This window comes from Curtobacterium sp. MCJR17_043 (assembly GCF_003224315.2).
Lineage (GTDB): Bacteria > Actinomycetota > Actinomycetes > Actinomycetales > Microbacteriaceae > Curtobacterium.
Genome location: NZ_CP126259.1, coordinates 2,892,366 through 2,914,478 on the forward strand (window position 1 = coordinate 2,892,366; position 22,113 = coordinate 2,914,478).

Consider the following 22,113-nt stretch of genomic DNA (forward strand, 5'->3'; position numbering starts at 1 on the left):
CGTGACCACAGCACCAGTCCTCGACCGCCCCACGGATGCGGCCACTGCACCACGGCGGCTCCGCTCCTACCGGACCAGCATCACCAGCGGCCAGGGCCGCAGCGGGTGGCTGTTCCTCGCCCCCTTCGGCCTGTTCTACGTGGCCTTCCTGCTCGGCCCGACGATCTGGATGATCGTCACGAGCTTCTTCAACACCTCGACCGTGCGCACCGGGCTCGGCAGCTTCGCGGGGTTCGCGAACTACGCCGAGATGCTCGGGCGGAGCGACTTCTGGTCGTCGCTCTGGCACACGCTGCAGTTCACCCTGTACACGACGCCGCCGCTGGTGATCCTGGCGTTCGTCTTCGCCGTGCTGACGAACCGGATGAACAAGGGGCAGTGGTTCTTCCGCCTGGCGTTCTTCCTGCCGTTCATCCTGCCCTCGGCGACGATCTCCCTCATCTGGGTGTTCATCTTCACGCCGAGCACCGGCCTGTGGGCGAGCCTGCAGACCGCGCTCGGCATGACCCCGGGCTCGGGCATGCTCTCCAGCCCGAACACGGCGATGATCGGCGTCGCGATCGCGACCGTCTGGTGGACGCTGGGCTTCAACTTCGTGCTGTACCTGGCCGGCCTGCAGGAGATCCCGCGTGAGCTGTACGAAGCGGCCGCGGTCGACGGTGCCTCGAACTGGCAGCAGATCAAGTCGATCACGCTGCCGCTGCTCGGCCGCACCACGACGCTCGTCATCCTGCTGCAGATCATCGCGTCCCTGAAGATCTTCGACCAGGTCTACCTGATGACGAACGGCGGCCCGGGCATCTCGACCCAGGTCTCGCTGCAGCTCATCACCGGCGTCGGCTTCACCGACAACCGACTCGGCGCGGCGTCCGCGGCGTCCGTCCTCCTGTTCATCGTGATCGTCGCGATCGCGGTCATCCGGCAGCTCGTCGAGCGCGCTGCCGCCAAGCGTGAGATCGGGGCCTGAGATGACCACCACCGAGAGCATCACCACCGGCCGTGCCAAGCTCCGTACCGGTGTCTCCTCGGCCGCCCCGACGAGCGCCGCCAAGATCGGTGTCTCCGGCAGGGGCTTCACCATCGCCTCCGGCGTCGTCCTGACGGTCTTCGCGATCATCTGGCTCATCCCGAGCCTGTTCGCGCTGAAGACGTCCCTCTCCGACAACGGGGTGGCCGCGCTCGGCGCCGGCAAGATCCTGTCGGACTGGAACCCGACGGTGCACTCGTACTCGTCCCTGTTCCAGTCGGGCGACATCTGGAACTGGTACCTCGCAAGCGGCATCACGAGCGTCATCACCGCGGTGCTCACGGTGCTGTTCGCCTCGATGGCGGCCTTCGCGCTGTCCCGGCTCGTGTTCCGCGGCCGCAACGTGGCGTTCCTGCTCATCATCCTGGGCATCATGATCCCGACGCAGGTCCTGATCATCCCGATCTTCCAGGAGCTCAACGCGGTCGGCCTGCTGAACACCTACTGGTCGGTGATCTTCCCGCAGGTCCCGGCGGTGATCGCGGTGTTCATCTTCAAGCAGTTCTTCGACGGCATCCCGAAGGAGCTCGAGGAGGCGGCACGCATCGACGGTGCCGGCATCTGGAAGGTCTACTGGTCGGTCATCCTGCCGCTGTCGCGTCCGGTGATAGCCGCGGTGACGATCCTGACCTTCGTCGGGGTGTGGAACAACCTGCTGCTGCCCCTGTTCGTGCTGTCGAACCCGGACCTCATGACGATCCCGGTCGGGCTCGCCACGGTCCAGGGCAGCTTCGGCCAGCGGTACGCCGACATCCAGGCGGGCGCGCTCCTCGCGGCGCTGCCGCTCATCATCCTCTACCTGGTCTTCCAGCGGCAGATCGTGGAGGGCGTCACGGGCTCCGGCCTGAAGGGCTGAGCCGGCCCGGACCGTGGTCCGGACCGCACGACGGACGGGAGGCTCCCCACCAGTCGGTGGGGAGCCTCCCGTCCGTCGTGGGGTGGTCTCAGGCGGAGGCGAGCGGAGCGAGCCGCGTGCGCAACAGGCAGAACTCGTTGCCCTCGGGGTCCTGCAGCACGTGCCACGACTCGTCGCCGGTCTGCCCGACGTCCGCCGGACGGGCACCGAGTGCGAGGAGCCGCTCGAGTTCCGCGTCCTGGTCGCGGTCGACCGGGTTGACGTCGAGGTGCAGGCGCAGCGGCTGGGTCTTCGCGTGCGGCACGCGGGAGAGGATGATCGTGGGCGCAGCACCGCCGAAGCCGGACGCCGGGCCGATCTCGATGCCGTCCTCGTCCGCGCCGAGTTCGACGTAGCCGAGGACGGCGCACCAGAAGCACGACAGCGCCTCGGGGTCGTCGCAGTTGAGGACCAGTTCGCTCAGGCGGCAGCTCATGGCGCGAGGATACGCGCGCCGCTCAGGCCGGGACGGGCATCCGTGCGTCGTGCTTCCAGAAGCCGGAGAACGTGATCCGCGACTTGGGCAGCCCGGCGCGGTGCAGGTGGCGGCGGCCCTCGGTGGCGAGTCGGGACTCCCCCCACGACGAAGGCGTACCCGCGGTCGTCGCAGGGCACGTGCCGCTGCAGTTCGGCGAGCGCCGCACGACCGGGCACCGCGGTGGCGTCGCCGCGCACGAGCCACGTCACGGTGACCCCGGCGGGGGCGTCGAGGTCGCGGACGTCGTCCGCGGCCGGGACCTCCTGGATGATGCGGCCGACGGCGTCGCGCGGGAGCGAGCGGGCGATGCCGACGACGGCGGGCAGGCCGGTCTCCTCGGCGGCGATGACGACCTCGCTGGCGTCGTCGGGGCAGTCGAAGATGCAGCCCTGGTCGAGCAGGGCGAGTTCGTCACCGGGTCGGGCGCTGCAGGCCCAGATCGCCGCGCGGCCCTCGAGTCCGCCGTCCTGGTCGGTGTGCACGACGAAGTCGATGTCCATCTCGCCGAGCTCCGGCCGGTGTCCGGCGACGGTGTAGTTGGCGCAGTGCGGTCGCGACTCCTCGGGGATGCGGAGGTACTGCGGCCACCACGTGGCGCCGTCGAGCTCGGGCATCCGGAAGGCGTCCTGCTCGGGGCGCTGCAGGAACAGGCGGAACCAGTGGTCGAAGCCGAGGAACGGGAAGTCGCGGATCTCGTCGCTCGCGATGGTGACGCGGTGGACCGACGGGGTGTGCCGTTCGGTACGGACGACCCGCGCCCGGAACAGCCGCGGGTTCTCGGGCATCAGCCTCGGGATCTTCGCCATGAGGGAAGGCTAACCTAATATGGCTCCCGTGCCACCCCCCTCCCCCTCGCCGTCCGAACCGCGCCCGCTGCCCCTCCCGGAGCGGTCATCGGTGCCACCGGCGTCCACCGGCGGACGGCTCGTCGTCGGGTCGGCGTCCTGCTCGGGCTGGCGGTGCTGGTGCTGGGCGCAGCGGTCGCGAGCATGCTCCTCGGCAGCAACCACATCGGCGTGGACCGGGTGCTCGCCGGCCTCACCCGCAGCGGCTCGGGCACCGACGAGGCCGTCGTCTGGGGCTCCCGCATCCCCCCGCACGCTCATCGGCGCGAGCGTCGGCGCCGCGCTCGGGATCGCCGGGCTCCTCATGCAGGGGCACACGCGGAACCCGCTCGCCGACCCCGGGCTGTTCGGCGTCTCCGCCGGCGCCGGCCTCGCCGTCGTGCTCGGCGTGTACGTCTTCGGTGTCACGAGCACCGGCGCCTCGGTCTGGTTCGCCCTGGTCGGCGCACTGGTCGCCAGCGTCGTCGTCTTCTCCGTCACGGTCGCCGGCAGCGGGACCGCGAGCCCCGTCCCCCCTCGCCCTGGCCGGCGCCGCGGTGTCCGCGCTGCTCGGCGCCCTGACCTCGTTCATCGTCCTCACCGACCAGGAGTCCCTCGACGCGTACCGGCTCTGGGTGGTCGGGTCACTGTCCGGCCGACAGCTCGACGTCCTGCAGGCCGCGTGGCCGTTCATGGCCGTCGGACTCGTGCTCGCGATCTGGAACACCCGCGCCCTCGACGCGCTCGGCCTCGGCTCGGAGCTCGCGAAGGGACTCGGGGGAGGACCTGCTCACCGCCCGGCTCGTCGGCCTCGGCGGCATCACGCTCCTCGCGGCAGGTGCGACCGCAGCCGCCGGTCCGGTCGCGTTCGTGGGGCTGACCGTCCCGCACGTCGCCCGGGCCGTCGTCGGCACCGGCCACCGCTGGACCCTGCCCGCCTCGGCGCTGCTCGGCGCCGCGCTCGTCCTGCTCGCCGACGTCGTGGGCCGACTCGTGGGCGGGTTCGCCGAGGTCGAGGTCGGGATCGTGCTCGCCGTCATCGGCGGACCGGTGTTCGTCGCCGTCGCACGCCGTCGGTCGCTGGTGTCCCTGTGAGCGCGGCGACCACGACCGCGCCCGCCGCGACACCGGCCGGGGCGCGGAAGGGCCTCCGCATCGGGCCGATCGGGCTCGCCTGGCGTCCGCGGGTCCTCACCACCTCGGTCGTCGCCGTGGTCGCCGCCCTGCTGCTCGTCGTGCTCGGCGTCGCGATCGGCTCGACCTTCATCGCACCGGGCACGGTCGTGCGGGCGCTGCTCGGACTCGAGTCCGGGCCGGAGTCGTTCATCGTGACGACCCTGCGCCTCCCCCCGCGTCCTGACCGGGGCCCTGGTCGGCGTGACCCTGGCGGTCGCCGGAGCCCTGACGCAGACCTTCACGCGCAACCCGCTCGGGACGCCGGACATCATCGGCGTGACCTCGGGCGCGAGCGTCGGCGCCGTGGCCGCGGTCGTCTTCGGCGGGGGGCAGCTACTCGGTGAGCGCCCTGGTCCTCGGCGGCGGCATCCCCGTCGCCGCCACGATCGGGGCGCTCGTCGCCGCCACGATCGTCTACGGCCTGGGCTGGCGTGGCGGGGTGCAGAGCCACCGCCTGATCCTCGTCGGCATCGGGGTGAGCGCGACGCTCGACGCGGTCACGAGCTACCTGCTCGTCCGCGCGAAGATCACCCAGGCGACAGCGGCGTCGCAGTGGCTCGTCGGCAGTCTCTCGAGCACGTCGTGGACGACCGTGTGGCCGCTCCTCGTCATCGCCGCGGTCGGCGTCCCGATCGCGCTCGCCACGTCGGCGGCGCTCGGGATCGGGCAGCTCGGGGACGAGGTCGCCACCGGCGTCGGCCTCGGCGTGCAGCGGCACCGGCTGCTCGTCATCGGCCTGGCGGTCGTCCTCACGGCCGCGGCGGTCGCTGCCGCGGGCCCGGTCGGGTTCGTCGCGTTCGTCGTGCCGCAGATCGCCGTGCGACTGGCCGGGACGAACCGGCCGCCGCTGCTGCTGTCGGCGGCCCTCGGGGCGGTGCTCGTGCTCGGCGCGGACCTGCTCGCCCGGTCGGCGTTCCCCTGGCAGGTGCCGGTCGGCATCGTCACCACCGTGATCGGCGCCCCGTACCTGATCTGGCTCCTCATCCGTCACCGCAAGGAGATGTCCCGATGACCACGACGACCCCGCCGGCCCCCCGCGGCCGTGACCACGCCGGACCGCGTGCACGCCGGACCCGTCCTGGAGGCCCGTGGCCTGTCCGTCGGGTACGACAAGCACCCGGTGCTCCGCGACCTCGACCTGGCGGTGGAGCGGGGCACGGTGACGACGTTCCTCGGCGCGAACGGCTGCGGCAAGTCGACGCTCCTCAAGGCGCTCGGCCGCGTGCTCAAGCCCCAGTCCGGCGAGGTGCTGCTCGACGGTGCGCCGATCCGGAAGGAGGCGAACCGGGCGGTCGCGCGGAAGCTCGCGATCCTCCCGCAGTCGCCCCTCGCGCCCGCCGGGACGAGCGTGCTCGACCTGGTGATGCGCGGCCGGAACCCGCACCAGTCGTGGGCCCGACCCTGGACCGCCGAGGACGCCGCCGTGGCGGAGGACGCCATCGCCGCGACCGGTCTGACCGAGGTCGCCCACCGCGACGTCGCGAGCCTGTCCGGCGGGCAGCGGCAGCGCGCCTGGATCGCGCTCGTCCTGGCGCAGCGGGCGGACACGCTCCTGCTCGACGAACCCACCACCTACCTCGACCTCGCGCACCAGCTCGACGTGTTGCGTCTGGTGCGTCGGATCAACCGGGAGCAGGGCGCCACGGTCGTGATGGTGCTGCACGACCTCACCCTGGCCGCCCGCTACTCCGACCGCCTCGTGGTGCTCCACGACGGCGGGGTTGTCGCGGACGGGTCCCCGGTGGACGTCCTCACGCCGGCACTGCTCGAGCGGGCGTTCGGGCTGCACGCGCGGGTCGTCCCGGACCCGGTGACCGGGTCGCCGATGGTCGTGCCGGAGGCGGACGGGCACGCGAACTGAGGCCGAGGGCGACCCGGACTGGTGCGGAACTCCTGGTTAGGTTAGGCTCACCTAACGTGAACACTCCCCGCCGCGGCTCCGTTCGTGCCGCCCTCCTGACCGCCGTCACCGCGACGGCCCTCATCCTCACCGGGTGCTCCGGCACCGGTGCCTCCGACGACACCGGCAACGACGCGAAGGCGTCATCCGGGGCCTGGTCGTACGAGGACGCCATGGGCACGACGGTGAAGGTCGACCACACGCCGGAGCGCGTCGTGGTCCTGAACGACATCGCGATCTCGTTCATCGAGTACGGCCTCCGCCCGGTCGGCACCTTCGGCCAGCTCCCGATGGCGAAGGACGCCCGCTTCGACGACCTCGACCAGGACGGCATCACGCAGCTCGGCACCGCCTACGGCGACATCGACCTCGAGCAGCTCGCTGCACTGAAGCCCGACCTCGTCGTGACCTCGGTCTACCCGACCGACGCGGAGGGCACGCTCGACGCCTCGCAGCCGGCCTACGGCTTCAAGGACAAGGAGCAGCAGGAGCAGGTCGAGGCGATCGCCCCCGTCGCGACGGTCAAGTGGGGCGGCAAGGGCCTCGACGTCATCGAGGACATCGCCGACCTCGCCGAGGACCTCGGCGCCGACGAGTCCGCCGTGGAGTCCGCGGAGCAGCAGTTCGACACGGCGAAGGAGACCCTCCGGACCGCGTCCGAAGAGAGCGGCCTGTCCGTCGTCTCGATGTACGCCGACGGTGACGGCGCCTACGTCACCCGCCCGTCCGACGAGCCCACGCTGCAGATGTGGAGCGACTTCGGCGTCGACCTGGTGACCCCGAAGCCGAAGGGCTTCTACTGGGGCATCTACAGCTGGGAGAACGCGGGCCAGATCTCGGCCGACGTCATCCTGCTGTCGCAGCAGGGCTACCAGGTGGCCGACCTCGAGAAGCAGCCCACGTTCGCCGACAACCCGGCCCTGCAGGCCGGTCAGGTGCACAGCTTCACCTTCCCGGCGCTCGACTACGCCTCACAGGCCGACTACATGACGAAGCTCGCCGGCTGGCTCGACGACAGCGAGCCGGTCGCCTGAGCGACCCCACGAACACGGACGGGAGGTCCCCACCAGAAGGTGAGGGCCTCCCGTCCGTCGTCGCGCAGCGTCGTGCGGTAGGAACGAGGCATGACCGACGCGGGGTGGCACGAGGACGTCCTCGGCCCGCCGTACGAGCGACTCGAGCTCCCGCTCGGCGAGGACGCCGAAGGCCCGGTCGTCGCCACCCTGGTCCGTCGACGGCGGACGATGACCGACCGGCTCCGACCCCGTGCCGGTCCGCTGCACGACGTCGACGTCCTGTACGTGCACGGGTGGTCGGACTACTTCTTCCAGACCGAGCTCGCCGAGCGCGTCGAGCGGCTCGGCGCCCGCTTCCACGCCCTGGACCTGCGGAAGTACGGGCGGAGTCTGCGGCCGCACCAGACGCCCGGGCACGTGGGCGACCTGGCCACCTACGACGAGGACATCGCCGCCGCGCTCGACGCGATCCGGGCAGAGCACCCCGGGCAGCGCCGGCGGCTCGTGCCGATGGGCCACTCCACGGGCGGGCTCACGCTGGCGCTCTGGGCAGCGCGGCACCCGGCGCTCGTCGAGGGACTCGTGCTGAACAGCCCGTGGCTCGAGTTCCAGGCCGACGCGATCGGGCGGGCGGTCGTCGCGCCCGTCATCAAGCTGGGTGCGAAGCGGAACCCCCCTCGCGCCGATGCCGGCGGTCGACCCCGGCTTCTACACACGCACGGTGTCGAGCTCCGCGGAGGGGTCGTGGACGTACGACCAACGGTGGCGACCCGAACGCGGCTTCCCGCTGCACCCGGGCTGGCTCGCCGCGGTGTTCGCCGGGCAGGAGCGGGTCGCGCACGGGCTCGGCCTCACGGTCCCGGTGCTCGTCATGCTCAGCGACAAGAGCATGCTGCAGCCGCGGTGGAACGAGGGCATGTCCCACGCCGACGTGGCCCTCAACGTCGACGCCGTCGCGAGACGCGCACTGTCACTCGGCGACGAGGTGACGGTCCGCCGACTGCACGGCGCGCTGCACGACGTCGTGCTCTCGGCGGCGCCGGTGCGCGAGCGCGCCTACGACGCCGTCGAGCGGTGGTCGGCGGTGCTCCCCCCGCTGACCGACGGGGATCAGCCCCGCAGGGCGGTGCGGGTGGCAGCGGCGACGAGCGCGTCATCCGGTTCGGCGTCCGCGGTGTCGTGGCCCGTCATCACGACGAGCACGATCGGGTCACGCCCGGGCGGTGTCACGATCCCGACGTCGTTCCGCACGCCGTACGACCCGGTGCCGGTCTTGTCCGCGACCGTCCAGCCCTCGGGCACGCCCGCGCGGATCGTCCCCGCACCCGTCGTCGTCCCGCGCATCAGGTCGACGAGCAACGCGCGGTCGTCGGGGTCGAGGGCGCCGCCCAGCAGGACCGTGCGGAGATCGGCGGCGAACTGGGCCGGGGTGGTCGTGTCCCGCTCGTCACCGGGCACGGCCTCGTTCAGGTCCGGTTCCACGCGGTCGACCCGGGTCACGTCGTCCCCGATGCCGCGGAGCCACCGCTGCACGGCAGCCGGCCCGCCGACCCTGGCCACGAGCAGGTTCGCCGCCGTGTTGTCACTCGAGCGCACCATCGCCGCGAGCAGTGCGCGCACCGTCATGCCCGAGCCGACGTGCTGACCGGTGACCGGCGCGTACGAGAGCACGTCGCCCTGGCCGATCGGCACGACGGCGTCGAGGTCGTCCGGTGCGGCGGCGTCGAGCACGGTCGCGGCGATGAACACCTTCGCCGCCGAGGCGAACGCGAACCGCTCGTCCGCCCGGTGCGCGACACCGACCCCGCTGCCGGTGTCGATCGCGACGACGCCGAGCCGGGCGTCGTGCTCGGTCTCGAGTGCCGCGAAGGCCCGCTCGGCGGCCGCGTCCGTCGTCGGTGCCGGAATCCTTGCCGGAGTCGACGTCGGCGTCGGCGTCGACTGTCCGGAGGTCGCGGCGGCCATCCCGGACGGGCTGTGCGTCGCATCGGACGCAGCTGCGTCCTGGCACCCGGCGAGGCCGAGCGACAGGGCCACCACCGCGGCGAGCGCTGCCACCGGGGTGTGCCCGCCCCGTCGCCCGGTCACGGCAGGATCGCGTCGACGTACCCGCCGTCCGCGCGGAGCGCCCCGCCCGTCGTGGCGGACGCCAGCGGCGACGCGAGGTAGGTCACCATGTGGGCGACCTCCTCCGGTTCGAGCAGGCGCTCGACGAGGGACTGCGGCCGGTGCTCCCGCATGAACGTGCGCTGTGCCTGGTCCCAGGGCAGGTCGGTGCCGACCAGCTCGGCGACGAAGTCCTCGACGCCGGCGGTGTGGGTCGGTCCGGCGATCACGGTGTTGACGGTGACGCCCGTGCCCTTGACCGCCTTGGCGAACCCCCGCGTCACCGCCAGGAGCGCCGTCTTCGTCATGCCGTAGTGGATCATCTCGGCCGGGGTGACGACGGCGGAGTCGCTCGCGATGGACACCACGCGCCCGTACCCGTGCTCGGTCATCGCGGGCAGGTAGGAGCGGATCAGGCGGATCGCGGAGAGGACGTTCACCTCGAAGTAGTGGCGCCATTCGTCGTCGGTGATCGCGAACGGGTCGCGGCTGCCGAAGATCCCGAGGTTGTTGACGAGCACGTCGACGTGCGGGTGCGCGTCGAGCACCGCGGCCGCGCCGTCCGCCGTGGACAGGTCGGCGGCGACACCGTCGACCTGCGCCCCGTGGACGGCATCGCGGACGGCACCGATCGCCCGCTGCACCCCGTCCGAACCGCGTCCGTTCACGACCACCGACGCCCCGGCGCGGGCCAGGTCCACGGCGATCGCGAGTCCGATGCCCTGCGTGGAGCCGGTCACCAGGGCGGTCCGCCCGGTCAGGTCGATCTGCGTCATGGCCGCCACGCTAACGGTCCTCCGTCCGGGGCGTCACGGCCCCTCCGTCACCGGGTCGCGTCCGGCTCGAGGTGTGCTCGGAGCACGTCGCGGACGGTCGTCCAGGTGTGCGGACCGTAGCGGTCGTCGTCGACGTGCCGCAGCTGCGCCTCCCCGCTGAACATGCTCACGAAGTACTGCATCCCCTGCCAGGCCGGGAACGTCTCGTCCGGGTTCCCCGACAGCCGCTTCCCGACCGCGCTCATCGCGGAGAGCGTCCCGGTCGTGCCGGCCCACTGCAGGCGGAAGGCGGTGCCGGTCAACTCGCTCATGATGTGCGCGACGTCCCGTGCCGAGATGTGGTCGCCCGCCGTCTCGACGACGCGCGGGGCGTCGTCGTCCAACGCGGTGAGGGCCACCACGCGGGCGACGTCGTCCTTCGTGGTGAAGTCGAGGACCTGGTCGGCGGAGGACCAGAACAGGACGCGGCGCCGCCCGAACAGGATCATCGGCGCCTGGCCGGTGAGCAGGTCCGTGAACATGCCGGTGAGGATCGACGTCGCGCGGACGGGCGCGGCGTCGACCTCGGCGGCGAACTCGCGTCGGAGTTCGAAGTTGCGGTTCGTGCCGGGCGTGATGCGTCGGTAGTCGGCCGAGTAGTCCGACGGGATGAAGCGCGGCACGCCGGCCGCGACGGTCGCCGCGAGCAGGGCGCGCTGCGCGTCCACGATCACGGGACGGGTCCCGCTGACGGCCGAGACGACGACGTCGACCCCTGCCACGGCCTCGGTGAGGGCCGCGTGGTCCGTGTACGCCGCGGCGACCACGTCGACGCGCGGGTCGGCGCCGAAGAGGTCGGTGGCGGTCCCGCTCCCGGGGCGGGTGAGGACCCGGACGCGGACGTCGCGCTCCACGAGTTCGCGGACGATGCGCTGGCCGAGGTCGCCGGTGGCGCCGGCGACGAGGACGGTACTGGTCATGGGGGAGTGGCCTCACTGTGGGGTGGTCGACGAGGTCGACGAGGTGGTGGTCTGCGTGCGCCGCCGGGATCGCTCCGGGACGGCGAGGGGGGTGCTCGAACGCGGGGTCGTCCCCGCGCACTCCTGCTGTCCCTGCCCCGGCGGAGAGCGCGACGCGGGCCAGGAGCCGACGCATCGTGGTCTGTTCGTCCGGCTCGAGATGGCGCATGAGGACCTCCTCGGCAGCTCTGAGGGTCCGGCGGGTGCGGCTGAGCAGGGCGCGCCCGGCGTCGGTCGGGTGCACCTGACGGACACGGCGGTCGGTCGGGTCCGGTCGGCGTTCGACGAACCCGGCGGCCTCGAGCGCGTCGATGACGTAGGTCATCTGGGTCTTGTCGATGCCGAGTCGGTTCGCGAGCAGGAGCTGTGAGGAGGCCTCTTCCGTCGTGGTCGCCACGAGCACCTGGTAGCCGCGGGGACCGCCGGGGACGTCCGCGACCGCCACGCTCCCGAGCCGGACGTACTCCTGGAGGACGAGGGGGGACGGCCCAACCGAGCTCGGTCTCGATGCCCTGCGCGTCCCAGTCGATCTCAGGGAGGTCACCTGCCGTCACTCGATCGTCCATGCTGCAGACGATACAACACCGAGACTGTCTTCGAGAGAGATCATCTCGGGGCACTTCGCCCTGCTCGAGCAGCCGGAACTGCTCGTCGCCGACATCCGCGCGACGTTCCGTCAGCTCCGCTGACACCACCCGCACCGGCAGCGCCGCACACCCGGCTCCGCGTCCACGGGACACGGCGGTGATCCGGTGTGCGATGCGGCCGGACGCGTCGTATCCTCTCCGCACAGCCACGCAACGGAGCGTGACGGGACACCGGAGAGGTTCGGGCCATGACTGCTGTCGACGATGCACGCACCACTGCAGACACCACCCCATCGATCGCGATCGACCGGGACGGCGGCAAGCTGTCCTGTCCCCGGTGCGCACGTCCGCTCCGCGTCGCCCGGAACCAGTACTACGGCGTCGGGCTCGCCGTCCACGAGTGGCTGCACGTCTGCCCCAACTGCCCCTGGTTCGCGTTCGCACCGTCCAGCACCGTGGAGGCGGTCGTCGCCGGCGACCGCCGCCTCCCCCCGCTGGGTGGCACTGCTGCAGCGACACGGACGGCACCGGCGCGCATCGCGCTGAGTCGACCGGGGGGACGTTCCTGAGGATCGGCCCGGCGAAGATGCACCGAGTGCATCGATGCACCTAGTGTCGACGTCGTGACCCGCTCGCCCGATCGCCGTGCTGCCCTCAAGGAACGGCACCGCGAGGCGATCCTCGGCGCTGCCCGCGAGCTCATCGAAGACCGCGGCGGCGAGTTCAGCGTCGACGAACTCGCGGCACGCGCCGACGTCGCCCGGCGCACCGTCTTCAACCACTTCCCCTCGCTCGACGAGGTACGCCTGGCCGTGTGCGAGGAGGCACTGTCCGTCATCATCGACCGGTTCCTGGCCGAGATCGCCAGCACGCCGGTCGGGGACGGCTCACGGTCGGCGATGTTCGACGAGCTCGAGTCGGCCGCCCGCGGCACCGACCTGCCGAGCGCCATCGTCCGCCTGCACCGGATCCTCGGCGAGCCGGAGGGCGACGACCCGAAGGCCACCGCCCTGACGCAGACCGCCTTCGCGCGCGTCACGGGACGCCTCCGCAGCGAGGTCGCCCGTCGCCATCCCGCAGCTGATGCCCTGGACACCGCCCTGCTGGTGGACTCGTTGATGAGCGGCATCGTCGTGATCGCCGACCACTGGCTCACGACCACCGGACCGCGGCTCGACGACGACGCCCGGGCCGCCTGGGACGCACTGCTCGGGCGGCTCGTGCACAGCGTCCGCAGCGGCTACCTCCCCGAATCCTGACCTTCTCCACCGACCACTCCCCCCGGGGTCCACCGGCGCACCCCACTCCGACCAACAACCCTCCACCACGAAAGGAACGGCGCCCAGCATGGCCGGTCTCCTCTACCGCCTCGGTCGCTTCGCGGCCCGCCGACACTGGACGGTGATCATCGCCTGGATCGTGCTCATGGCGATCGCCGGTGTCACCTTCAGCCTGTTCTCGGGCACGATCTCCTCCGCGATCTCGATCCCCGGCACGAAGACCAGCCAGGTGCAGGACGAACTCGCCGACAAGTTCCCGAGTGCGAACGGCGGCAACGGGACGATCGTCTTCCAGACGAAGGACGGCGGGGCCTTCACGAGCGCCCAGCGGGACGACGTGCAGGCGTTCCTGACGGACCTCGAGGACCTGCCGGGCGTCAAGGGCACGACCGACGGTTTCGCGACGCAGCAGCGACTCGACGACCAGCGGCAGAAGATCGTCGACGGGCGCAAGGAGATCAGCGACGGGCGGAAGGAGCTCGAAGACGGTCAGGCGCAGCTCGACGCCCAGAAGGAGCAGCTGGAGTCCGGCAAGCAGCAGATCGCGGACGCCCAGGCCCAGCTCGACGCGCAGAAGGCCCAGGCGGAGGCCCAGGCCAGCGCCGCCGGTGCCGCCGCGGCTGCGAGCCCCGCCGCCCAGGCGCAGGCACTGGCCGGCCAGCAGCAGCTCGAGCAGGCGCAGGCGCAGATCGACGCCCAGCAGCAGCAGCTCACCGCGGGCGAGCAGCAGCTCGCCGACGCGCAGAAGACCATCGACCAGAACACGCAGAAGCTCGAGGACAGCGAGCGTGACCTCGAACAGGGTTCCGACCTGCTCGACCTGTCGAAGGACATCCGCTTCGTCTCGTCGGACGACTCCGCGGCCATCGGCACGGTGCAGTTCGCGAAGTCGACGTACGAGGTCCCGCAGACCACGAAGCAGGAGATCTCCGACCGCGCCGAGGCGGCGACGATCAGCGGCGTCGACGTGTACGTGTCCAACGACATCGCGCAGGGCGTGCCCTCGATCCTCGGACCGGGCGAGATCATCGGCGTCGTCATCGCGGCGCTCGTGCTGTTCCTCATGCTCCGCACCGTCATCGGTGCCGCGATCCCGCTCCTCAGCGCGGTGCTCGGCGTCGGCGTCGCCACCCTCGCGTCGCTCTCGTTCTCGGACCTCGTCGAGTTCATCTCGGTCACGCCGGTCCTGGGGGGTGATGCTCGGCCTGGCCGTCGGCATCGACTACTCGCTGTTCATCCTCAACCGGCACCGGACGCAGCTGAAGCAGGGCATGGGCGTGCACGAGTCCATCGGGCTCGCGAACGGCACCTCGGGCAACGCCGTGGTCTTCGCCGGCACGACGGTCATCGTCGCGCTCCTGGCGTTGAACATCACGGGCATCCCGTTCCTCGGCCTGATGGGCACCGTCGGGGCGGTGGCGGTCCTGTTCGCCATCCTCATCGCGACCTCGTTCACGCCGGCACTGCTGTCGCTGCTCGGCCTCCGGATCCTGCGGAAGAAGGAGCGCCAGCAGATCGGCAACACCGGGTCCGTCCGGGTGCCGAACAAGCCGATGTCGACCTGGCGCGCGGTCATCACCCTCGTCGCGGGCGTCGCCGTCCTCGGCACGATCGCCCTCCCCGCCACGCAGATGCGACTCGGGCTGCCCTCCGGGTCGTCCGAGGCGGTCGAGTCCAGCCAGTACAAGGCGTACAAGACGCTCGAGCAGGAGTTCGGCGCCGGTCAGAACGGACCGCTGCTCGTCGTCGCGACACTGCCGCAGGCGGTCAGCGAGGACGACGTCACCGCGACCGAGGTCACGATCGGCCAGGCGCTCGCGGAGAACGACGACGTCGACGCCGTGCTCCCGATCGGCGCGTCGAAGGACCGCACGATCATCGCCTTCCAGGTGAAGCCGAACGGCGGCCCGGACAGCGTCTCGACCGAGGAGCTCGTCAAGGACCTCCGCGCCCAGAGCGTCTCGACCGACGACGGACGGGTGGAGCTCGGTGTCGCGGGCAACGCCAGTGCGAACATCGACGTGTCCGAGAAGCTCGCGAACGTGCTGCCGCTCTACCTGGCGGTCGTGGTCGGCCTGTCGCTGATCATCCTCATCATCGTGTTCCGGTCGTTCCTGGTGCCGATCACGGCGACGGCGGGGTTCATCTTGTCCGTGCTCGCCTCGTTCGGTGGCCTGACCGCGATCTACCAGTTCGGCTGGCTCGGCAGCGTGTTCGGCGTGCACGACCCGGCACCGATCCTGAGCTTCCTGCCCATCATCGAGATCGGCATCCTGTTCGGGCTCGCGATGGACTACCAGCTCTTCCTGGTCTCCGGCATGCGTGAGGCGTACGCCCACGGGGCCAGCGCGAAGGTCGCGGTGCAGCGCGGGCTGCACGCCGGCCGCGCGGTGGTCACGGCGGCCGCGATCATCATGATCTCGGTGTTCGCGGGCTTCATCTTCTCGGAGTCCTCGACCATCAAGCCGATCGGGTTCGGTCTGGCGTTCGGTGTCCTGCTCGACGCATTCGTCGTCCGCATGCTGCTCATCCCGGCCGTTATGCACCTGCTCGGTCGGAGCGCCTGGTGGATCCCGAAGTGGCTCGACCGGATCCTGCCGGACGTGGACGTGGAGGGCGCGAAGCTCGAGCGCATGCAGCCGGCCACCGGGCACCGCTCCGTCGCGGACGGCAGCACCCCGGCCGCCACGGGACAGGCCGACGCCGGACAGGCAGCGACGGACCCCGTCGGCGACGCGCAGTCCGGCGGCGGCCACCACGGGTCGCACGCCGCTCCGGCGGAGCCGGACGCGCCGACGCACGGTTCGGGACACCCGCCGGCGCACCGCGCGTAGGCAGCAGCGCCACCGCCTGGAGGCCCGGTGCCGGTCCACGAGACCGGCACCGGGCCTCCTGTGCGTCCGGTCGCAGCCACCGCTCATGCAACTCTTCGTGTACGAAGGGTACGGTGGCTGCATGGCGCACACCGCGACGGACCCGCTCTCCCTCGACCGGCAGCTCTGCTTCGCCCTCGCGGCCACGAGCCGGAGCGTCGTCGGGCTCTACCGCGAGCTGCTCGAACCGATGGGCCTCACCCACCCGCAGTACCTCGTGATGCTCGCCCTGTGGGAGCGTGACCCGCGCTCGGTGCGGGAGATCGCGAACGACCTCCGTCTGGAGTCCGCGACCTTGAGCCCGCTCCTGAAGCGGCTGGAAGCGTCGGGCTACGTCCGTCGTGGCCGGAGCACCGAGGACGAACGACAGCTCGCGGTGTCGCTGACGACCGCGGGGCGCGCACTCCGTGACCGCGCCGAAGCAGTCCCCGTCGCCGTGGCGGCGCGGCTCGGGTGGCCCGTCGCGCGGCTCGAAGCACTCAAGGACGAGTTGACGGCGCTCCTCGACGTCGTCGACCACGCCTGACCGCGTCCGACGAGCGGACCGCGAGTACACTGATGATCAGGGCACGAACGGAAAGGGCGTCGTGGGACGTTTCGCACAGTGGTACCAGCGGTGGAACACGACCCTCATCGACAAGATGGGGCCGTCGCAGATCGGTGCCGGGCACCCGGAGGGCATCGACGACCGCACCATCGACCGCGGATGCCCGATCTGCCACCAGCCGCTGTCCCTGCACACCGTGATCCGCCCCGAGGGTCAGGTCCGCTCGTCCACCCTGGTGTGCCCGCGCCCCTGACGGGTCCCGACCCGTCGGTCTGCCGGGACGGTGACCGAACGTCCGTGTGATGCGGCTCAGTCGGAGCTGATCCGTCGGAACTCGATCACGATGCCGCCGCGGAACCGAGTGCGGTCATCGCCCCGGAAGTGCCGCTCGTGGAGCTCCTCCGTGACGCCGCGGAGCGACGCACCGCTCGAACCCACGTACCAGACGACGTCGTGGTCGCCGACGGCGGCCACGGCCTCTTCTGGGTCGCGGGCTACAGGCCAGAGTGCGTCGGAGGGCTGTTCCGACCCACCGAACGTCAGGTCGTCGACGCCCCGCAGCGCCTCCGGGTAGTCGACCCCGAGTTGGAAACCCGTGCGGCCCAGCTCGCCGTAGACCAGCGCGCTCCGGTCCGCGGGACGCCGCCCGGCAGAGATCGTCTCGGCGACGGTCTTCCAGTCCTGGGTCGTCGGCGTGCCCCACCGGACGAGGACCCAGGCCTGCGCACCTCCGGCCACCAGCACCAGAGCCAGCGCGCAGACCGCCACACGGCCGAGCCATGACGGCCTCGGTACAGCCTGCGCACCCGCCCGGGGCACACGGTCGAGCGGATCGCCGAGCACCGTGTCGATCCCCACGGCCATCAGGAGCGCGAAGGCCGGCACGCAGAAGACGAGGTACCGGGCGGAGAAAGCGGGGGGAACCAGCGGCGCTCACGAGCAGCAAGCCGACCGGCGGCACGGCCCACCAGAGCGCGACCGACCAGAACCCCTCGCGATGTCGACGGAACAGTCGAGCGCCTCCGACCGCGGCGAGCACCCACCCGACGCTCGCCGTCACGGATGCGCCGACCGCGGACCGTTCGACGAGGCCGACCGAGAACGACTCGTCCCGCCACAGCGTGGTCAGCACACCCGTCACGTCCGGCGCCCGCAGCCAGGAGACCTGTGCGCTCTGGTGCGAAGCGGCGAGGGCGAACGGCAGGGTGGCGACGGCGAGCACGACGAACGCCGTCGCGACAGGGGCGAGGCGGGCGACCGGTGGACGACCCCGCGCACCGAGGACCAGCACCGCGACGACCGCGTGCGCGACCACGACGAAGACGAACCACAGCTGGAGGGCGATGGCGAGCGCCGCGACGACGACGTAGGCAGCGGACGGCAGCCAGATCCGGCCGAGGCCGGCAGTAGTGTCCCGCACCCGGTCGAGGACGACCACGAGGACGGTGGAGGCCGCGACCGCGGCCAGGACCTGACACATGCCGGACCGGCCGTTGGTGGCCCCGAAGGCGGTGGCGGGGAGCACGAGCAGGACCGCACCGCTCAGCACGCCGACGCGGACGCTCACCAGGCGCGCCCCGAGCGGCACCATCAGCGCGGCCGCTGCGGCAGCCGCCACCGCGGACGGCAACCGGATGGTGAACGCCGACGAGCCGACCACGTCGAACCACAGGTGCATCAGTGCGTAGTACGCGGCGTGGACGAGGTCGACGTGCCGGACGAGCTCGCCGAGCTGTGCGAAGGAACGCCCGGCTCCGATGACGGTCGCTGACTCGTCGTACCAGAGCGTCCGTTGGTCGACGGCGACCGCGTGGAGCACGACCCCGATGACGAACAGCACGACGGCGGAGGTCCACACCGTCCTCGACGGCACGGGAACACGTGCCGCGGGACTGGTCATCGCGAGGACTCTACCCGACGCCACCCGCCCGGGAATGGCGGGGCGTCGTCGCTCGTTGCAGCATCATCGTGAAGCTCTTCGAACCCGCCGCCCTCGGCGCCCTCCGACTCAGCAACCGCATCGTCATGGCACCGCTCACGCGCACCCGCGCCGGTGAGCACGGCGTCCCGAACGACCTGCTCGTCGAGCACTACGCGCAGCGCGCGAGCCTCGGCATGATCGTCACCGAGGGCACCTGGCCCGTCCAGGAGGGCCGCTCGTACCCCGGGCAGCCCGGCATCGAGACCGAGGAGCAGATCGCCGGCTGGCGCCGCGTGGCCGACGCCGTGCACGAGCGCGGCGGCACCATCGTCATGCAGCTCATGCACGGCGGCCGCGTCTCGCACCCCGCGATCTCGCAGACCCCGCGCATCGTCGGCCCGAGCGCCGTCGCAGCCCCCGGTCAGACGCACCTGGCCGACGGCTCGAAGGCCGACATGCCGGTCCCCCACGAGCTCACCACCGACGAGGTCGCCGAGGCCGTCCAGGGCTTCGTGCAGGCCGCCCGCAACGCCGTCGCCGCCGGCATCGACGGCGTCGAGGTGCACGGAGCGAACGGCTACCTGGTGCACGAGTTCATGTCGACCCACTCGAACACCCGGACCGACCAGTACGGCGGCTCGCCGGAGAACCGCGCGCGCTTCGCAGTGGAGGTCACCACGGCAGTCGCCGAGGCCATCGGCGCCGACCGCACCGGCATCCGCCTGTCGCCGGCGCACGGCATCCAGGGTGTCGTCGAGGACGACGCCGACGACGTGCGCGCCGTCTACAGCGCGATCGCCGAGGGGCTCGCACCGCTCGGCCTCGCCTTCATCGACGTCCTGCACGCCGACCCCGCCGGTGACCTGGTGCAGCACATCCGTCGGACCGCCGGTGCGCCGTTCGTCGTCAACTCCGGCTTCAGCGCGATGACCACCCGCGACGAGGCGGTCATGGTCGTCGACGAGGACATCGCCGACGCCATCGCCGTCGGCCGCCCGGCCATCGCGAACCCGGACCTCGCCGAGCGCTGGGAACAGGACGCCGAGCTCAACGAGCCGCGGCCGGAGCTCTTCTACGGTCAGGGCGCCGAGGGCTACACCGACTACCCGACCCTCGCCGAGGTGCGCGCGTCGGTCGCGTAGTCGTCACCTGCGCAGACGGGAGGCCCGGTACCGGTGGTACCGGGCCTCCCGTCGTCCGTGCCACGCCCGGCTGACCGGCGGCCGGGTCCCGGCCGGTCGTGGTCGTGGCCGTCCCACAGGTCGCCGCACTCGACCCGCTCGGCGCCGGCGGACCGCAGGTAGCGGCCAGCTCCGAGGTCCCCGTGGAGCACCGCCGCCAGCGGCCCCCCAGTGCACCCGCCCCACGAGGACGGGGTGCCCCGGGCGTCCGTCGTGCACGGCTCGGCGTAGGGCCCTACGACGATCACCCGGCGCGTCGAGCACACGCCGGACCGCCGCGACCGGCAGGTCCGGCAGGTCGACGAGGGACACGACCACCGCGGCGGCCCCGTCGCCCTCCCTGACGACGGCGAGCCCGGCCGCGAGCGACGCCCCCCATCCCCTCCGCCCACGCGGAGGCGACCACCGTGCGGACCGACGGCCGGTCCGGGACCAGCGGACGGGCCTCCCGGGCGGATGCCCCGAGCACGACGACGACCGCGTCGCACCCGCCGGCGAGCAGCGTGTCGACCGCCGTGGTGACCCACGGTCGCCCGCCGGCGTCGCGGACCAGCGCCTTCGGCATGCCCATGCGGGTGCCCGCCCCGGCCGCCAGCAGGAGGCCCGTGGTGCCCCCGGCGCGGTCGCTCACCGGGGAACTGCCCCGGTCACACGAACCCGGGCAGCGCTGTCCACGCAGCGGGCGCCTCGGCCACGCCGTCCCGGACGACCGAGCCGGAGATGAGGCCGTACGGGCGGTCGGCGGCGAAGAAGACCTCGCCCGGGTTGTCGAGCCCGAACGGCGCGAGGTCGACGAGGAAGTGGTGCTTGTTCGGCATCGAGAAGCGCACCTCGGCGATCTCGGGGAACGCCTCGATCGCCGCCCGGCCCATCGCGAAGAGCGTCTGCTGCAGCGCGAGGGAGTGCAGTTCCGCGAAGGTCGCGAGCATGGTCTCGAGCACGCCGGCGTACACGGCGTCGTGGTTGATGCCCGCGGCGACCGCGTCCGGCAGGTACCGCCAGCGGGCGGTCACCGAGGTCGCGAGGATCCGGTCGTCGGTCTCGGCCAGGGTGGTGTAGCCGTCCCGCGGGAAACCGTGGAACTCGCTGCCGGTGGACTTGAGCACCGTCAGGTCCGTCACGCCGGCGATGACGTGCACGTCGTCGCCGTCGACCTGGACGACCGCGGTCCGGGTGCCGGCTCCGGCGCGGACGAAGGCGTGGTCGTGCTCGCGCCCTGCGACGGTGATGCGTTCCCACGTGTGCTGCTCGGCGGAGAGCGTCGCACCGTCGTACCAGTCGAAGGCCGTGGTGAAGTGTCGGGCGAGCCGGAGCAGGAACTCCTCGGGACTGTGCACGCCGTGCTCGCGGGCGAAGGCGTACACGGTGTTCTTCTGCGTGTCGGTCGCGACGACCTTCGCGTTGTCGCCGTCCGTGTAGGAGTCGGCGAGCGCCGCGCCGCGCAGCTGCGTGGTGACGGTGAGGTCCTCGATCTCGTGCCGGTCGGTGTCGCGGGTGACCCGGACCAGGCGGACCTCGGCCTTCCCGTACTGGTTCGCGCCGAGGTGCACGGTCGTCGGGACGGACGTGCTGGTGGTGGTGCCGGTCGTGGTGGTGCCGGTCGTGGTGGTGTCGGTCATGGTCGGGGTCAGCTCCCTTGGTAGGTGGAGTGGGCGAACGGACTGAGCAGCAGGGGGGACGTGCAGGTGCCCGGCGTCGTCCGGCACCGTGAGCACGACGACCACGCGGGGGGTGGAACGCCGGCAGGCCGAGTCCGGCCCAGTACGCGCCGGTGGCGAACGTCAGCGTCCACTCCCCCCGGTGGCAGGCGGTCCGGGCCGAGCGCGGCGATGCGGCCGTCCGGGTCGGTGGTGCCGGACGCGACGAGCACCCCGTCGGCGTCGACGAGCGTGACGGCGATGCCCGCGGCCGGTCGACCGTGCGTGGTGTCGAGCACGTGGGTGGTGAGGTGGCTCATGCGACGCTCCTGGCGAGTCGGAGGAGGGCGATCTCCCGCAGCTGGTCGGCGACCTCGGTGCGTTCGGTGTCGTCGTCGTTGCCGAGTCGTCGGCGGAGTTCGGCGAGGACCTGGTCCGCGGTCCGCCCGGCGGCCCGGACCAGGAACACCCGGTCGAACCGCGCTTCGTAGTCCGCGTTCCCCTGCCGGAGCGCCGCGGCGGTGGCCGCGTCGGCACCGGCGGACGCAGCCTGCTCGAGCCGGGAGGCCGTTGCCGCCGCCCCGTCACCGACGGGACGGTCACCGATGCGCGGGTGCTCGGCGAGCGCGGCCTCGACCTCGGCGTCGGTCCACGTGCGTGCGAGCCGGTCGGCGGCCGCGGTGAGGGCGCCGACGGTCCCGAACGGACGACCGGCGAGCACGGCCTCGACCCACCGGGGCACGGCGGCCCAGGACGTCACGAGTGCACGGGCCTCGGCGTCGTCGAGTCGGTCGAACACGTGGACGACGACGGGGGGTGGACAGCGGAACGGTCATGTCCCGGAGGATGGCACCCCCCGTGTTTCGGGCAGGGGTCGAGCAGGTCACGGCT

22 protein-coding genes and 7 pseudogenes are annotated in these 22,113 nt (G+C 72.0%); 17 read left to right on the plus strand and 12 right to left on the minus strand.

Annotated features, from left to right (window positions below; translation table 11 throughout):
- The first annotated feature begins 1 nt into the window (after nucleotide 1).
- Both DEJ15_RS15025 and DEJ15_RS15030 read left to right on the plus strand, forming a co-directional pair.
- Nucleotides 2-967: a carbohydrate ABC transporter permease gene (locus DEJ15_RS15025; RefSeq protein WP_110824794.1), complete on the plus strand. Its 966-nt coding sequence runs from the start codon at nucleotides 2-4 to the stop codon at nucleotides 965-967.
- A 1-nt stretch (nucleotide 968) separates the two neighbouring features.
- Nucleotides 969-1,883 carry a carbohydrate ABC transporter permease gene (locus tag DEJ15_RS15030; RefSeq protein ID WP_110824795.1) on the plus strand — a complete coding sequence of 305 codons (915 nt, stop codon included), beginning with the start codon at nucleotides 969-971 and terminating at the stop codon, nucleotides 1,881-1,883.
- 88 nt (nucleotides 1,884-1,971) lie between these two features.
- Here the strand turns inward: DEJ15_RS15030 and DEJ15_RS15035 are convergent, their stop codons facing one another.
- On the minus strand, nucleotides 1,972-2,358 hold the full coding sequence (locus tag DEJ15_RS15035) for a VOC family protein (RefSeq protein WP_110824796.1): 387 nt from the start codon (nucleotides 2,356-2,358) through the stop codon (nucleotides 1,972-1,974).
- Complete coding sequence (locus DEJ15_RS15040) at nucleotides 2,355-3,206, minus strand: siderophore-interacting protein (RefSeq protein WP_284175207.1); 852 nt, start codon at nucleotides 3,204-3,206, stop codon at nucleotides 2,355-2,357. Before DEJ15_RS15040 ends, DEJ15_RS15035 begins: the two co-directional genes overlap by 4 nt.
- A gap of 343 nt (nucleotides 3,207-3,549) precedes the next feature.
- Here DEJ15_RS15040 and DEJ15_RS15045 point away from each other — a divergent pair.
- The 8 genes and pseudogenes from DEJ15_RS15045 to DEJ15_RS18880 form a co-directional block, all read left to right on the plus strand.
- Nucleotides 3,550-3,675, plus strand: a pseudogene (locus DEJ15_RS15045) (iron chelate uptake ABC transporter family permease subunit); the annotation flags it as partial.
- A gap of 106 nt (nucleotides 3,676-3,781) precedes the next feature.
- Nucleotides 3,782-3,937, plus strand: a pseudogene (locus tag DEJ15_RS15050) (iron chelate uptake ABC transporter family permease subunit); the annotation flags it as partial.
- Nucleotides 3,938-4,043: 106 nt separating this feature from the next.
- Complete coding sequence (locus DEJ15_RS15055) at nucleotides 4,044-4,319, plus strand: iron chelate uptake ABC transporter family permease subunit (RefSeq protein WP_284176226.1); 276 nt, start codon at nucleotides 4,044-4,046, stop codon at nucleotides 4,317-4,319.
- Nucleotides 4,320-4,601: 282 nt separating this feature from the next.
- Nucleotides 4,602-4,664 (plus strand): annotated as a pseudogene (locus DEJ15_RS18875) (hypothetical protein); the annotation flags it as partial.
- 76 nt (nucleotides 4,665-4,740) lie between these two features.
- Nucleotides 4,741-5,412: a FecCD family ABC transporter permease gene (locus tag DEJ15_RS15065; protein WP_284175208.1), complete on the plus strand. Its 672-nt coding sequence runs from the start codon at nucleotides 4,741-4,743 to the stop codon at nucleotides 5,410-5,412.
- Between the two features lie 30 nt (nucleotides 5,413-5,442).
- Nucleotides 5,443-6,261, plus strand: a complete 819-nt coding sequence (locus DEJ15_RS15070; protein ID WP_284175209.1) for an ABC transporter ATP-binding protein — start codon at nucleotides 5,443-5,445, stop codon at nucleotides 6,259-6,261.
- A 401-nt stretch (nucleotides 6,262-6,662) separates the two neighbouring features.
- Nucleotides 6,663-7,334: pseudogene (locus DEJ15_RS15075) on the plus strand (ABC transporter substrate-binding protein); the annotation flags it as partial.
- A 210-nt stretch (nucleotides 7,335-7,544) separates the two neighbouring features.
- A pseudogene (locus tag DEJ15_RS18880) lies at nucleotides 7,545-7,895 on the plus strand (alpha/beta hydrolase); the annotation flags it as partial.
- A 531-nt stretch (nucleotides 7,896-8,426) separates the two neighbouring features.
- Here the strand turns inward: DEJ15_RS18880 and bla are convergent.
- Genes bla through DEJ15_RS15095 form a run of 3 tightly spaced genes read right to left on the minus strand, consistent with a single transcriptional unit; the run spans nucleotide 8,427 to nucleotide 11,157 of the window.
- Nucleotides 8,427-9,374: a class A beta-lactamase gene (gene bla / locus DEJ15_RS15085; RefSeq protein WP_110824865.1), complete on the minus strand. Its 948-nt coding sequence runs from the start codon at nucleotides 9,372-9,374 to the stop codon at nucleotides 8,427-8,429.
- 26 nt (nucleotides 9,375-9,400) lie between these two features.
- Entirely contained in the window at nucleotides 9,401-10,198 is a 798-nt protein-coding gene (locus DEJ15_RS15090) for an SDR family NAD(P)-dependent oxidoreductase (protein ID WP_110824803.1), read from the minus strand.
- Between the two features lie 47 nt (nucleotides 10,199-10,245).
- Complete coding sequence (locus DEJ15_RS15095; RefSeq protein WP_110824804.1) at nucleotides 10,246-11,157, minus strand: NmrA family NAD(P)-binding protein; 912 nt, start codon at nucleotides 11,155-11,157, stop codon at nucleotides 10,246-10,248.
- A gap of 22 nt (nucleotides 11,158-11,179) precedes the next feature.
- Here DEJ15_RS15095 and DEJ15_RS18885 point away from each other — a divergent pair, with 22 nt between their 5' ends.
- Nucleotides 11,180-11,566 carry a hypothetical protein gene (locus DEJ15_RS18885; protein WP_349814730.1) on the plus strand — a complete coding sequence of 129 codons (387 nt, stop codon included), beginning with the start codon at nucleotides 11,180-11,182 and terminating at the stop codon, nucleotides 11,564-11,566.
- Here DEJ15_RS18885 and DEJ15_RS18890 read toward each other — a convergent pair.
- Nucleotides 11,498-11,740, minus strand: a pseudogene (locus DEJ15_RS18890) (hypothetical protein); the annotation flags it as partial. The gene DEJ15_RS18885 and the pseudogene DEJ15_RS18890 overlap by 69 nt on opposite strands.
- A gap of 291 nt (nucleotides 11,741-12,031) precedes the next feature.
- Here DEJ15_RS18890 and DEJ15_RS15105 point away from each other — a divergent pair.
- The 5 genes and pseudogenes from DEJ15_RS15105 (at nucleotide 12,032) to DEJ15_RS15125 (ending at nucleotide 16,736) form a co-directional block, all read left to right on the plus strand.
- Nucleotides 12,032-12,352, plus strand: a complete 321-nt coding sequence (locus tag DEJ15_RS15105; protein WP_284175210.1) for a hypothetical protein — start codon at nucleotides 12,032-12,034, stop codon at nucleotides 12,350-12,352.
- Between the two features lie 54 nt (nucleotides 12,353-12,406).
- Nucleotides 12,407-13,042, plus strand: coding sequence for a TetR/AcrR family transcriptional regulator (locus DEJ15_RS15110; protein ID WP_181419551.1), 636 nt, complete (start codon nucleotides 12,407-12,409; stop codon nucleotides 13,040-13,042).
- 88 nt (nucleotides 13,043-13,130) lie between these two features.
- Nucleotides 13,131-15,897 (plus strand): annotated as a pseudogene (locus DEJ15_RS19735) (MMPL family transporter).
- Nucleotides 15,898-16,018: 121 nt separating this feature from the next.
- Nucleotides 16,019-16,462, plus strand: coding sequence for a MarR family winged helix-turn-helix transcriptional regulator (locus tag DEJ15_RS15120; RefSeq protein ID WP_110824866.1), 444 nt, complete (start codon nucleotides 16,019-16,021; stop codon nucleotides 16,460-16,462).
- A 61-nt stretch (nucleotides 16,463-16,523) separates the two neighbouring features.
- Nucleotides 16,524-16,736 (plus strand): hypothetical protein, encoded by a 213-nt coding sequence (locus DEJ15_RS15125; protein WP_110824809.1) that lies wholly within the window; start codon nucleotides 16,524-16,526, stop codon nucleotides 16,734-16,736.
- A gap of 114 nt (nucleotides 16,737-16,850) precedes the next feature.
- On the opposite strand, the gene DEJ15_RS15130 is transcribed toward DEJ15_RS15125, so the two are convergent.
- A complete protein-coding gene (locus DEJ15_RS15130; RefSeq protein ID WP_284175211.1) occupies nucleotides 16,851-18,383 on the minus strand; it encodes a glycosyltransferase family protein in 1,533 nt (510 codons plus the stop codon).
- Between the two features lie 68 nt (nucleotides 18,384-18,451).
- On the opposite strand from DEJ15_RS15130, the gene DEJ15_RS15135 reads away from it, so the two are divergent.
- Complete coding sequence (locus tag DEJ15_RS15135; RefSeq protein WP_110824811.1) at nucleotides 18,452-19,546, plus strand: alkene reductase; 1,095 nt, start codon at nucleotides 18,452-18,454, stop codon at nucleotides 19,544-19,546.
- Between the two features lie 3 nt (nucleotides 19,547-19,549).
- On the opposite strand, the gene DEJ15_RS15140 is transcribed toward DEJ15_RS15135, so the two are convergent.
- The 5 genes from DEJ15_RS15140 to uraD are packed head-to-tail and all read right to left on the minus strand — an operon-like array spanning nucleotide 19,550 to nucleotide 22,021.
- On the minus strand, nucleotides 19,550-19,903 hold the full coding sequence (locus DEJ15_RS15140) for a hypothetical protein (RefSeq protein WP_349814733.1): 354 nt from the start codon (nucleotides 19,901-19,903) through the stop codon (nucleotides 19,550-19,552).
- Entirely contained in the window at nucleotides 19,830-20,216 is a 387-nt protein-coding gene (locus DEJ15_RS15145) for a nucleotidyltransferase family protein (RefSeq protein WP_349814734.1), read from the minus strand. Before DEJ15_RS15145 ends, DEJ15_RS15140 begins: the two co-directional genes overlap by 74 nt.
- Before the next feature lie 16 nt (nucleotides 20,217-20,232).
- Nucleotides 20,233-21,204: a factor-independent urate hydroxylase gene (gene pucL / locus DEJ15_RS15150; protein ID WP_110824812.1), complete on the minus strand. Its 972-nt coding sequence runs from the start codon at nucleotides 21,202-21,204 to the stop codon at nucleotides 20,233-20,235.
- An 8-nt stretch (nucleotides 21,205-21,212) separates the two neighbouring features.
- Complete coding sequence (locus DEJ15_RS15155; protein ID WP_349814735.1) at nucleotides 21,213-21,542, minus strand: hydroxyisourate hydrolase; 330 nt, start codon at nucleotides 21,540-21,542, stop codon at nucleotides 21,213-21,215.
- Nucleotides 21,539-22,021: a 2-oxo-4-hydroxy-4-carboxy-5-ureidoimidazoline decarboxylase gene (uraD, locus tag DEJ15_RS15160; protein WP_284175212.1), complete on the minus strand. Its 483-nt coding sequence runs from the start codon at nucleotides 22,019-22,021 to the stop codon at nucleotides 21,539-21,541. The genes DEJ15_RS15155 and uraD overlap by 4 nt, the downstream gene beginning before the upstream one ends.
- Between the last annotated feature and the right edge of the window lie 92 nt (nucleotides 22,022-22,113).